Origin of the sequence: Methylovirgula sp. (genome assembly GCF_037200945.1) — a bacterium.
Taxonomy (GTDB): domain Bacteria; phylum Pseudomonadota; class Alphaproteobacteria; order Rhizobiales; family Beijerinckiaceae; genus Methylovirgula.
This window is the reverse complement of the sequence record NZ_JBBCGP010000001.1, coordinates 2,636,652-2,650,618: the sequence shown is the minus strand read 5'-3', so window position 1 is coordinate 2,650,618 and position 13,967 is coordinate 2,636,652. Positions and strand designations below refer to the sequence as shown.

At 59.1% G+C, this 13,967-nt stretch carries 2 protein-coding genes; both read right to left on the bottom strand.

Annotated features, from left to right (window positions below; all coding sequences use genetic code 11):
* Positions 1-254: 254 nt before the first annotated feature.
* Positions 255-899 (bottom strand): transglycosylase SLT domain-containing protein, encoded by a 645-nt coding sequence (locus tag WDN02_RS12935; RefSeq protein WP_337293885.1) that lies wholly within the window; start codon positions 897-899, stop codon positions 255-257.
* 18 nt (positions 900-917) lie between these two features.
* On the bottom strand, positions 918-13,910 hold the full coding sequence (locus WDN02_RS12930) for a filamentous haemagglutinin family protein (protein WP_337293884.1): 12,993 nt from the start codon (positions 13,908-13,910) through the stop codon (positions 918-920).
* Between the last annotated feature and the right edge of the window lie 57 nt (positions 13,911-13,967).

Genomic DNA, 13,967 nt, shown 5'->3' with positions numbered 1-13,967 from the left:
AAGGGTCGCGCGGGCCGCACGTCGCATCGGACCGCCCCTTTCGGCAGAAACACATACACCCTGCCCCGCCACTGCTCACGTCCTCGTCAAAAATCAGCCGGAGGCAGACAAGGAATCGAAGAACTGCAAATCCTTCGTCGCCCCCTCATTTTCAAAGACGACCGGAACGTCCAAAACCCGCAGAAATCTTTGCTCAGGAGCCAAGATTCTTAAAAAATGGTGAGAGATCGACCAACAATGGCGTTGCTTCGGATTTAGCGCCGAACGCTTCGGATTTTAGCCCAGCAGGGCAATGCCGCCCGGCAACGAGGTCGCTCGTGCACCGAACATTGCTCCACCTGCGGAACAAAATCTTTGAGATTATCGATTTCAAACGTCCCGTTTACGACGCGCCGTGCAAGATCGCCATTGGTGACGATGATCATGCCGGGCCTGTAGCGATTGACCTCTTCGACTCGAATACTGGTTTCGGGAACCGCAAGGTCCAGGTCCGCGCCGGGAAAGCCCATCAAACGCGCCGTCGACGGCAGGATTTGCATCAGCCCAATTTCGCCCGAGGTGCCTATAGCACCGGGATTATACCCACTTTCAACCGCCATGACGGCGTCGGTAATCTCCGGAGGAGGCCCCTCTCGCTTCGCGGCGACGTTTATCAAGCTTCGATAGTTCGCACGATCGTCCGCAGCGGCGTCTAACTTAGGCGTTGCAGTCACCCCCGACGTGTGTCCGAGGCGCCGTTCGGCGGCGCAGCCGCAGGCGCGGCGATGAGCAACGTCGGCCATAGAGTTGCCGCCGCTTTCACGGGGTGAGAAATAATCTGCAAAGTTCGACAAACCCTCGACGATTTCGTTTTCAAACGGCGTGGCCGAGGTGTACTGGATCCGCGCATTCAGGGGCAATGGCAGAGTAGTCGCTCATCAATGTTGCTTTGATCCAGACTTCTGCGGCGTCGAAACTGAGTTGTCGAGGCTGCTGCCGCCTTGGTCATCGGGATTTTCCCCGCCCCCATAACCCAACACATCAACCAGGATGATCGACGCAATATTGTTGGATTGATTCGTCGACGGATTGGAGATCGAAGCTTGCGCCGCACCTGCCGCACTTGAGGCACTGCTCAAGGCTCCAATGTTCGGCGCTGCGACGGTTGGGATACCTGTCACTATCCCTTGGACATCAATATTTGCGGCGTTCTCGACGTGGAGCGCGGCAACGTTGAAATCGCCCGACGCGCGAATGCCCGCCTCGCCCGCATTGACGGTCCCGAACGGCGCCACCAGATTGACGTTGCCGGGGGGAACCTGCGGAATTGGATTTAAAGTTCCAATTCCCGCGCCGGTCGAGGGGACTGTCGGCGACAGCGTCACATCGCCAAAGTTATCGTAAAGTCTTTGGGGCGGCGTGAAGACTAGCGTCGTCTTGCTCCCGAGGCCTGCGTCGATGTTACCCTGCGCCGACCAGATGACGATGTTGCCGCCAAACGTCGTTAGGATGCGACTTTCGCCGAGGGCAACATCGTCGAGAGAATACATATCGATGTCGCCCGTGCCCTGTGTAATAATGCCGGCATTGCCGGGCGGGATCGGTCCTTCGACGCCGACGGTCGTGTTCCCTCCTGGCGTGAAAGTTTGAATGTTTCCACCCGAGAGCGTTCGTATTCCCGTGTCGCCGAAGAAGGTGATGTTGCCCGAATAAGTGATCGGATTACCTTGCTTATCCTCGCTCGGGAAGAGGATCGCAGCTGCATCTTGACCAACGATGTAGCTTTTGAAATGAAGATTGGTCGATTCGTTAAACTCGAGGCCGCTCGTATTCAGTTCCTGGAAGAATATCTGTCTGTCGAAGATGTCCTGCTGTTGCGCAGGTAGGGACTGGAAGAATGTGAATACGGCTTCAGCGTCGCCGCCTTTGAAGTCGAAATTCTGCGCGAGCCAGCTTTCTAGCGCGACGTCGTTTTGCTGAACTATCTGACTATAGTCGCTTAGCCCTGACAACAGCGTCGACGGATCACTTGGATTGAGAAAGTCATTGGCAAAATCCGTATAATCCGGACCGGCAGATCCGATACCCGCCAGGAGCGTAATTCCAGCGCCATTGCTTCTGTCAGATGCGTTAACGTTGAAGACGGGCCCGACGCTTTGGAAAGCGCCTTTGTTTTCTTCAAAGACGTCATGCGCGGCGCTGACCTCAAGCAATCCCGGACCGCCCACTTGCAGGCTTGAGAATATAATTTCGTTACCGGCCGAAAGCGTAGATACATCCGTAGACTTGTCGTTCAGAATGAATCCAGGGATTGTATTGGAATTCGTCAGTTCGAAATCGCTCCCTGTCGTCTGTGTATAAGGCACACCACTGGATATGACGTCATTGCCCGCCTGGATTTCGGCCGACTTCGCGCCAATAAACCAGGTTGATGGGGTCACAACCGGAGCGATGAGCGGATTGAAGGTGAGTATCTCACCAAATTGGAGACCGAGAATGTCACCTGTCTCTGCGTAGATGTGTATCGGCTGGCTGTCGTCCGCATGCAAATCTGCTGTCGGCGTGTCTGGGCCGAACGCGAAAAGTGCACTTACAGCACTTCCGGTGTTGGAGTTATTGTAAATGTTCGTGCTCGCATTTGAGGTGCTGAAGCTGACGATGCCGCTCCGGTTTCGGACGGTGGCAATACCAGGTTCGCTTGGCGTCGCTAACGCAGACTGATCGGCACCCGACATGTCGATCTCGGCATCGTAAATTGAGCCTTCGGCCAGAATGTTCAGCTGCCCGGTCGGGGCGGGGGCCAATTCAAGCGGCAGTGGTCCTGAATTGTTACTGACGGGGCTCGCATCCGAAAAATACATATTGCCGGAGGCCGCAATCAGATCAAGCGTTGGCGGAAGGAATATGCGTCCCGTATCGGTCGATTCATCGTTTGCACCGGGATTGGGGGCTGCGGTATTTGGCGCGAGGTTGCCGCCAGCCGAGAACAAGTCTACCGCGGTCGCGTCCTTCCATAGCGAAAACCAGCTCATAAACGCGGTCGGACTGTTGGGTTCGGATGTGAAGTTCGGTTCACCGATCCGCGTCGCGTCGCCAACACCGCCAAGTACCAAATCGCCTCTTGTGTCGATATCGACGGAACCGTCGCCGAGAACGACAATGATCCCACCCTCCTCCACCGCGCTTTCAGAGGTGGTCGGCGACAAGGAACGTGGATCGCCGAGTAGTGTGCTTTCCGTGCCCGAAAACGTCTGCGTAGGGACGATCGTGCCGACGGCGCCCGCGTTGATAGCAATGTCGCCACGAAGATCGGTGAATGTGCCGCCTTGATCACCATTGGCATCTACCACTGTGGATTGCACGAAGCTATTCAGCTTCCCGCCAACATTAACTGTAAGATTTCCGCCTCCAGTTTCGAGTTCAGTTCCATCCGACAGTACCCGTCCCGTGCTCGCGACCGCTGCCGTCAACGCTGCAGTATTGGATGTCGCCGTGGTCCCAGCGTTTCCGCCCACATTGATGGTGACATTGCCGCCGCCAAGCGTTCCAATCCCGGTAAACCCTGTGAGCACGGGAGTAGAACCATTGGGAAAATTTGTGTACGTGCCGAAATTGATCCACCAGGCCGTCGCCTCGCTCGTGCCGTTGATACTACCACCTTGCCGCCACAGCCAGTTTGCAACGTCGTCGCTGTCGTTTGACGTGCCGCCCGCGGCGGGCACGAAATCGCCCGTCAAATTGCCACCGACATTCACGGAGACATTGCCGCCATCGGTCGGATAATAAGCTTGATACCCAGCGATGGCGGATGCGTAAGCCGATTCACTTAAGCCAAGTACGCTGTTGTCTGACGCGCTCGCAGGCGCGCGCGGCAGATTGAAGGCGCTGTCAACGCTCGCAGATTGGGTACCAGCCGTGTAGATTCCGAAGTCTGTCTCTTCCTCGAAATTGCCGGCGGCAACGATGTCGAGGGTGCCGGCGCCGGTACGCATGACGCTGAACGAAGGCGTTTGGGAAGTGATCGTCCCGCCGAAATGTGCATCGTCGAGAACGACGTTGCCTGAGCCTGTTGCAGCAGCGGAGGCGCTGACAGTCTCTGGGTCGACCGCTGTCAGATCCGAACCAGCAACTAAATTCATTGACCAAGAAAGATCGCCAGCCGGCAGCATCGACGCGACGGCATCTATTTGTCCCGCGGTTCCGGCATCGTTGACAGGCCTAGTTAGGAATGCAGCCGATGTAATATTAGATCCTGTTGGAATTACCGCGCCAACAGGTACCAGCGCACCGCTGCTGGCAACTGCCAAGTTCGCTGAGAAAAGGTCAAGGGGGGTACCCGCCGGGATCGTCGTAGCGCTGATACGGAGCGTCGTGCCACCCTGCGTTGGGATGTCGCTGCCAGCTGCAAAGGTCGACCCGACAGGTATGCTTGCGCCGGAATCCAGCGTTGATCCCTGGGGGATTATGGTGCCAGCCGCAAGCACGGTCCCCTTAGGAATCGTTATGCCGTCCGGCCCAGGTTCATGTATGGCTGAGGCGGTCGTCGTTTGAGCACTGAGCGTGATAGCCGCCGAGAGCGTCCAACTGCTTGAAACGGTGACGGCGGCACTGTTCGAGAACGCAAAAGATATCGCCACCCCTCGCTTGAGGGTCGCCGAGCTGACAGGTACAGCGAACATCAATGTTGGCGTTGCGGCCGACGAGATAGAAATCGTTCCGCCTGTGATGAAGAATGACTGAGATACCGCTTGGCCGATTGGGATTTGCGCCTGACCGGGCGTCGTACCTGTAGGTATCGTCTCGCCCGGCTTGATCGTAATGTTCGCGCTGAGCTGCAGACTCGTGAAGATGTCGAGCTGGGTCCCGGCGGGCACCGTTGTGGCGGCAATGCTGACTTGGCCGGGTAGCGCCGTGCCCGCTCCCAACGTCGAGCCTGCCGGGATCACCGTGCCGGAACCGAGTATTGAGCCGGCAGGAATCACCGTTCCAGCGGCCAAGGTCGTTCCAGACGGGATCACCGCGCCATTTGGCTCAGTAATTGGGGCGACAGTCGTCGTCGAGTTAGCGAAGGTGATTGGGGCTCGGGTGGTCGATGAGCTGCCAAAAGTGAAATTCGCGGAAGTTGTGACCTGGAAAGGGATAATGGCGTTAGCGACGATGGACGTTTGTCGGATCGGGAGGTCGTAGACGACAGTTGCGGGGGCGTTAGTTGCGAATGTGGTCGTCGAACCCGTGGTCGAGCCGATTAAGACTACATCAGTGGTCGGCGTAATCGGTTGCGTCGTGACCGATCCGGTATTGATCACCCAATTGTTGTCGTCTGGCGTTCCGGGCGGCGGCGCAAAACCATCGCTGATGCTGCCGTTCACATTAAGGTTGCCCGCGGCGCGGATGATGAGGACGCCGGGTTCACCCGAGCCAACGACGGCGGTCCGTGACGTTGCTGGATTGAGGCTGGAGTAGCGGAAGCCGGACAGATCGAGATCGCCGCTAGTATCAATATCGCCGCTCGATGTGGCGCTATTGATTTCCACGCCGGGACGCACATGGAATGTCGCCGGCATATTCGGTGCAGCCGAAATGGCCCAGCTGTTAGTGACCAGTCCGCCGTTCGCGCTGCTGACATCGACGACGAGCGTCCCATTCGCCGAATTGTACGAGACCACTGTTCCATTCATCCCGATGGTGGAATTCGCGCTATCGACGACGGCCACCGTTTGTCCGGCGGAGAAACCTAAACCCGTCTGGATCATAAATGTCTGAGTGCCGGTAGCGGGCGTAACACTTGAGGTCGAGTTGGCAGTGATGACCGCGCCGATCAGCCCCTTGATATTCGATAGGAAAGCCGAGTTGACAAGCGCGCCATTGATGAATTGCTGGCTGTCCTGATCAATCTCGTCGAGATAGGCTTGCGTGATGAATTGCGTATTGGGCGCGGCATCGCCTGGGGTGCCGTCCGGCGAGTCTGGCGCATTGGTGTAAGTCGCAAAGCCGTTGAGAGCGATGGTCCCTGCACCGATGATGTTGATGTGATCGCCATTGACGTCATCGGGGGCAGAGATGGCGATGTTGTCGCCCGTCGCATTGGTGGGCGCGTTGGGCCCCGTCATGCTCGCGGCGCCAGGCGTGCCTGTACGCGGAGCATTGAGTTCGACATCGCCCAGGGAAGCCAGCTGGACGCCGCTCGGCGCGGTGACGCTTACATCGATGCCGGCGCCGGGATCCAGGGTCAGCGTCCCATTTGTGGTGGTCAGATTGACGGTGCCGACGTTCTCGGCGTCAATTAGCTGGCCGTTACTGTCGACTTGCAGCACCGTGCCATGGGCGTCGAGGACCGACGTCGAATCGAGCTCGAGATTGCCGCTGGCGGCGAGATCGATCGTGCCCGGCGTGTCGCCGCTCGCGTCGATTGTGCCGTCGACGGTCAGACTGCCGTTGTCGAGCGAGATGCTGACCGTCTGCGCCTGCACAGTCTCACCCTGCCCGATGGTAAGATCACCTTGCTTGATATCGAAACTGCGCAATCCGAAGACGCCGCCGCTGTCGAGCATGGTATTGAGCGCGACAAAGTCACCGATCGATTGACCGGTGATCGAGAATTGCCCGGCTTCGAATCCCGTCGTGGACCCGCCTTCGATCTGCCCGTCAAAAAGCGCCGCCCCATTGACCGCGCTGGCGGTGACGCTGCCGGCATTATTGTTCACAGCCGAAACGTCGATCAACGAGCCGGCGTCCTGGACGATGCTGCCATTCGAACTCGTCAGAGCGACGGTGCCCCCCCAACTAAAACTGTCCTGATCGAAAAACGCGGTGGTCTGGCCCGAGAGATCGAGGGCCGAACCGGCTTGCAGATCGATGTCGCCCGTGCCGGTCATGCTGAGCTTGCCGCTCTGCAGCAGGATCGTGCTGTCAACGAGAATACTTGCCGTCGAATTGGGCAGATCGCCATTCGCGGTCAGATCGATTTCGGCACCGAGTGCGCCCGTTGTCTGCGAACTTGGCATTTCACCGGCAGGTGCGGTGATAGCTATGCCGCCGCCGGCCGTGATGTTCAGGATAGAAGCCGCGCCGCCAGTGAGCAGCGGTGTTGTCAGGAGGAGATTGCCGCCCGTGTTCTGATCACCGAAATTCGCGCCCTGCGCCTGGAAGACGACCAGACTGTTCTTGCCAGTCGAGGAGATCTGTTGGCTGGCGTTTAGTTCGACGTTCGAAAAGCCGCCCGCGACGAGATCGAACGTCGTCTGATTGTTCGGGATGGCCGTGCTTGCCAACCCGAAATCGATTTCGCTGGCATTAATTTGCAATGTGCCGCTGCCGGTCCCTGGACCGCCGGCGACAACGGCGGTCGGCGTGGCGCTTGAGGCGGGGACGCCACCACTCCCGCCGCTTGCGATACCGCCCCAGGTGAAAGTACCCGTCGTCAGTGAGGCCACGTCGCTTGCGCTGCCGAAGCCGTAGATCGCTGGCGTGTTCACATCGAGATCGAGATCTGCTTTGCCGGTCTCGGGATCAACGACATTGAGGTCAACGGAACCGTAAAAATTGATCGATTGCGATGCCGTGAGCGTCAATCTCTGCAATGCCGGCGCCCCGACGTCCGTATCCCCAGCAAGGATTTGATCGAGAATGGCCTGAGTGAGTAGAAGACCCGGAGGAACGACCGCGTTCGCTATCGGGTCCGTGGAGCTGATATTGATTGTCCCAACATCGAGACCAAGATTCCTCGTCCCATAGCGCGCGCTTGGATCAATCGATACGGTTCCGGACGTTGCAAAATCGATGACGCCTTCGGAAAAGATTCGAGCATTTTCGCCGACCGTGATCGCACCGGTACTTGATTGCGTGTTAATAAGATTGACGTTTTCGTCATTGGATACGACAAGCACCGTAGCGCCAACGGGGGCGTTGGAGCTATTGGCATTGAAGAAATCGCCAGGCGATGTGTTCGATGTTACATTCCCTTGGCCGATCGTGTCGATTTCGGCGCTCGGATCAAGGTTGATGCCGCCAGCTCCCGCCATCAGGAAAATTTGAGCCGCAGTCAGATCTACCCCACTCCCAATCGTAACACTATTCGACGACGCGACGAGGCCAGAGATGACGAAAGCGCTTCTTAAACCAGCCTCATCAATTTGTCCGCCGATCGATAGAGTTGGCGCATGAATGTTATCCAGATCCGGTGCCGAGATGGAATATCCTATAAAACCCGGTGTCGGCGCAGATGCAACAATTTCCAAATTTGTGCCGCCGGTGATCGTATTAACCTCGACCAAGCCCGTCACGCCGCCAGCTGCAGGCGCAATCAGGGCTGTGCCGTTGAAACTGAGCGCCGCGCCCGCGTCGGCGCCCGGATTGCTCCCCCAATAGTTCAGTAACAATGTGCCTGCATCGTCGGGAACAAACGGGACGGTTTGACCAAGCGTCTGCGCCTGCTGTACGGCGAAGGTGGTAAAATCCTCCTCGTCGAAATCCGAATCATTGCGCACCGCACTGCCAGGCGTCAGGATCATTTCAATCGGCAATGGGCTCTTCACGCCTGTATTCGCGATCCCTTCGGAACCATCGACGATGAAATTCCCGCTGCCGGCTGCCGCCGCTCCAGCGATAAGACTTGAGCCGCTGACTTTGCCGCCGAGTTCGACGCGATATCCACCGGGCAAGAGTGCGTAGTTCGCTGGCAGGAGCGTATAGGTGCCAGCCGGGAGACCTGGGACGCCGGCGGGAATCGTAATTTGCTCGCCGATGGTAGGCGCCATGCCTTCGCCGGGTGCGACCGGCGCATACCCCCCCTGAAAACCAGGTACGATTGCAAAAACCTGATTGCCGTTCGAACTGAAATTGTTGGCCGGGTTGGAATTGGAGAGCGGCGTACTCAAAACATCGACCGAACCGCCTTCGCCCTCGATGAATCCGGCGCCGGCGAGCGTACCGCCGCCTGAGAGATCAAGGACCGCGCCCTTGTCAACCGTCACCGATTGGCTGACGAACGTAATCGTGTTTGCATTTGAAATGAGCGATGCGCTTGCGCCATTGACGGAAAAATTGACGCCGTCCGTCGTACCGCCGAACGGTATATCGAGGCCGTTCGCGCTCGCCGACGTGATGCTATCGGGGCCGAGAACCACATTGATAGTGCCGGAAGAAGGATCGCCCAGCGTAATACTGCCGAGGGGCGCCCGGACGATACCATCTTGATTAATCAACGCTGCAGCTAAAGTTAGTTGGCCCCCCACCGAATCCGGCGCTTGCGGATCGGCTTGCCCGATATGATCGACAGTTAAGGTACTTTGTGAGCCAAAGACCGGGTTGGCTATGCTGGTAACGCCTGCAAATGCCTCGCCGATGCCACCACTGACTGGATAGAGCTGCGCGGCCGCAAAAGTTAGATTGCCGGATGTTGCAAGCGATGCCGAAAACGCGTTCGAGCTGCCGCCGCCGCTGGCCGTGGCTAGAAAACGAATATCGCCCTGGCTATCGAGCTGGACATTGCCGAAGCCGGCAAGATCAATCGTCGTCGGCGTGCCGAAACGGTTCGTCGTCGCAGGGGAATGAATGCCGAAAGCGACTTGATCGGCAATATCGATGAGGTCGGCATTAACTGTAAACGTGCCGGTGCTATGCTGCACCGAACCTTGCCAGGTTCCAGTTCCCCATAAGGTCGGATAAGAAAGGACGACTTGGGTGTTGATGCCTGTCTGGCCGTCAAGCAGCACGTAGGGTGCCGAAATCGCCACGTTGCCACTTGCGCTGGTATCGGCAAGCGCGCCCTCGTGGAAGGCGATGCTTCCGCCAACGGCCAGATTCACATTGCTGTCGAAGAGAATGGCATCGCGCGCCGTGAAGGAGAGATTATCGAATCCGGCCAATTCAAGAGCGTCGGCGGAAAATTGCGCTTGGCCGAAGGCAAGCTCCGACACGCCTGAATTAGAGGAAATACCTGAGGGAAGCTGCGGGCCGAGCGTTTGACTGATCGTAATGATGCGCGGCACAAACGATGGTTGCTTGGGATTGAAATTTCCCTCGTCCGGTGTTTCGAGCGTTACGTTGAGCGATCCCCCTTCGGCGCCAATACCGCCTGCGGCAGCCTGCATAGCTCCGTCGACATAGATGCCGCTGTAGGAGCTCATCGTGATCGAGCCGCCGCTGCTCGCGTCGAGGACCGTACCAATACCGGTACTTTTCGACAGCGGCGAGGACGGCGTCCCGGCTGCAAGATCGATTGTCGCGCTCGTGCCGGACGCATCGAGAAGCGCGCCTTGTTGAACGACGATAAAATCGTGGGTCGAGTTTATGATTCCATTACCCGAAGCGTTGAAAACGTCGCCGGCAAGTCCCAGAATGATCGAGCCGCCATTGGTGACTACGCCATAGGGCCGACCTTGATCATCGCGCGCGGTCGCGCTAATGCCGGCGACATCAAGTGTCGCATCGCTGCCGATCCAAATCGAACTCGTCGCCTGGCCGCCCAACGACGAAACGATCGATATGCCTCCTGGCGTAATGCCACTCGCCGATGCCACGCCCCCTAGTGCTCGCAAAGTGCCATCGACGGTGATTTGGCTGGTGCCGATCAGATTGATCGATTGCGCTGCATCGACGGCGATGGTGCTACCGGTGCCAATGTCGATGAAGCTGTTCGGCGTCGATGATGTTCCCGCTTGCAGCGTCAGGCTTGCGCCGGCACGCTGGGTGAGCTGTGCGGTAACCGGATTTGGCAGAAACAATGGCGGCAGCCAGAGCTGCAGGGCTTGGGCTGGATCGCCGCCGGTCGGGACGCTGATACTGGCGTCGGTAAATTCGTAAACGGGTGTGGTGACGTCGAGCTGCGTGCCGGGGGTGAGGGTGATGCCGAAATTGCTGGAGACGTTGTAGTTCGAGAATCCGGTGCTGAACAAGGATGATGAAAGATCAAGCGAGCCATCGTCGCTAGGTTGGCCGGTAATCGTGATCGTCGGTCCGCTTTGAATCGTCAGCATGCCGCCGCCGCTGACACCATAGGCTTGGATCGCAGCCCCTAGAATCAAGGCAGCGTTTGCAACCGTTCCTGAGGCTGCATCATCGGCGATGAGGGTGACGTTGCCGCCGCTGCCGGCTTGGGTTTTGCCGCTGACGAGGATGGCGGCGCCGGAAGAAACATCGATGGTGCTGCCGGGGTCGAGCGTGACGCCCTGGCTTTCGTCGATGCTAACGCTGCCGCCGTTGATGAAGGCCTGATCGGCGGTGAAGCTCGGGTCGAGGCTGGCATTGCTCCAGAGCCCTTGCGTATCGAGGGTGACGCCGGTTTCGATGGTTGCCTGGGCGACGCCGTTGGCGTCGGTAAAAGTCGTTGGGATGATTGTGCCCGAGAAACTTGCGATCTGCGCCGGCGAGAGGAGATTTGTTATTGAGATATTGCCGCTTGGCGCGGTGATATTAGCCGCCACATCGATTGTTGCGGCGGTGAGATTGATATTGGCGCCTGGTGCGAAGGTGAGGGGTGCGTTGACTGAGATTGAGCCCTGGGTGGTGATATTGAGGCCGCCGAGGTTGAAGCTGGAGATCTGGCTGGCGTTGAAGTCGGCGGTATTGGTTGCGCTGGTTGGGACGGCGTCGTTTACGGCGATATTGCCGTCAGAATTATCCCCCGAGTCATCGAAGACGACACTGGTGTCGTAGCCGTTGACAAGACCGAGAGCGCTATAATCGCCGAGGTCCAGCTGGCCCTGCAGCGGGGCGGTTGTCTGGGGGAGCGTGAACGGATCGCTGATAGATGCCGGGCGGGCGGTGTTCTGATCCTGACCGGTGATCACCCCGGCGTCGATCGTTCCATCGAAGAGCGCGGTGGGGGTTGAGAGAATGAGGCTGCCGGCGTCGCGGCCGACGCTGTAGCCTTGTTCGAAGACCTCCGAGGGGCGGAAGTAATTGGCGAAGATCTCGGTGATGCCCCATTCGGGATGGGCGTCGACGAAGCCGTCATCGACACCGACGAAGGTATCGTCGGCGGGGGCATTGTTGACGTTGAAGACATTGCCGAAGGCGTCGATGAGATAGCTCTGGGCGATATCGCCGGCCTGGTACTGGATCTGGCCGCCGGAGATATTGAAGACGGCGCCCTGTTGGGCGACGACGCTGCCGTTGGCGCCCGTTGAAAGCGTGATCTGGCCGCCGACGGCCATCCATTCCTGAATGGTGTGATCGACGTCGTTGAACTCGCCGGTGACGTTGAAGACGCCGCCGGCGCTGAAGAAGCGTGGGGTTGGATCGGCGCTGCTGGCGGGGACTTCGATGAGATCGCGGGCGTCGACGAAAACATTTATGTTTTGGGGCTGAAGAATATTGGCCAAGCGATTGTTGGGATCGTCACTGAGTTCCGGCCCCTCAATATTGACGGCGAGATCGTTGGCCGACATTTGCAGGATGGCGACATCGCCGGCGACGTCGAGAAGCGCGCCGTTATCGACCTGGACGCGATTGGTGGCGCTGACCGAGATCTGGCCGCCTTCGGCAATTGTCTGCGAGCCGTTCTGGAAGTCGACGGTGCCGCCGGTGACGATCTCGACGCGGCTTTCATCCTGGAAATCCGCCAGCGTGCTGAGATCGTCGAACTGGGCGCCGAGCTGGATAGTGGTGTCTTCCTCGCGGGTTGTATCGGCGGTGATGGAATTTGCGATCAGCGTCGAGCGCTGGGCGTCGCTGGCGAGGATGCTGTTGGCGTCGGGCAGGATGAGGGAGACGCTCGAGGGTCCGAGCGTCACGCTGCTGTCTGGATCCGAGGCGGACGAGAGCAGATGAATGGTGCCGCGCACCGCGGTCGAGGTGGTCGACAGCGCGACGCCGTTCTGGACCACGGTCTCACCCGCAAGCGTGATGTCGCCGGTATCGGCTTCGATGTAACCTGAGTTTTCGACGAAGCCGCTGCCGCCGGTGAGGCTGGAGCCGAGCGTGTTGAGTTCGACGGCGATCTCGTTGCCGTCGGTGGTTGAATCGCTGTTGCCGTTGGTGGAGAAGCCGGGGCGCAGGATGAAGTTGTCGCCGGCGGCGAGTTCGGTCTGGCCCTGCGGGGTGACGATCATGCCGGCGTTCTCGACCTCTGTCCCCATCAAGAGGACGAAGCCGCCGCCGCTGGTCACCGAACTGGGCGTATTGGTGGTGATCTCGGCGCCGGCATCGACGATGACGGCGCCGCCGGCGTCGGCGAAGCTCGGCGCGAGGGTTGCGCCGTTCTGGGCTGAAAAGATGGTGCTGGTGTTGACGATATCGGCGGTGGAGGCGATCAGGGTGCCGACATTGATCTGGCTGGCGCCGCCGAAAACGATGCCGTTGTGATTGATGACATAGACTTGGCCGGCGGCATTGATCTGGCCGAGGATCTGGCTCGGGCGTTGACTGGGATCCTCGACGCGGTTGATGGCGACCCAGTTTGAATTGCCCTGCTGGTTGAAATTGAGCGTCGTATTCTGGCCGACGTTGAAGGTTTGCCAGTTGAGGAGCGCCGTCTGGCCGGTCTGATTGATGTTGACGTTGGTCTGGGTGCCACTGGTGCTTTGCGTCGGCGCATTGGCGTTGGTCCAGCTGGTGACGGCATTAGCGACGCCTTGGGCGGCGAGGCCGCTGTCGGGAACGAGGCCGCCGGTGGCGAGGCCGTTGGGGATGCCGCTTGGGGTCTGCTGGGCGAGCGCGCGGGCGGTCGCCTGGGTCTGTTGCAGCATGGCCTGGACGGCCTGGGTGGCGCGCGAGAGTTGGCTCATCGCCTGTTGCGCGGTCTGGGCCGATTGCTGGGCATTGGCGATGGCGGCGGCGCTGGCCTGGCTGGTGACGGAGGTTGCGCCGGCCATGCCGTAGAGCGGATGCGCCTTTGCCGAGGTCTGCATCCAGACGAGCGCGGCGAGGGAGACGCCGGCGAGGAGCGCGGTGCGAAGGCCGTGGGTCGAAGCGGGTCGGCGGATTGGCATAGGTCTCGTCCGGAATGAGCTAGGGTCGGCGGTCAGGCATCGGCTTTTACGTGTGTC

Bases quoted from the DNA above. Each gene is read 5' to 3' on its own strand.
- WDN02_RS12930 (WP_337293884.1), bottom strand. From the start codon at position 13,910: ATGCCAATCCGCCGACCCGCTTCGACCCACGGCCTTCGCACCGCGCTC.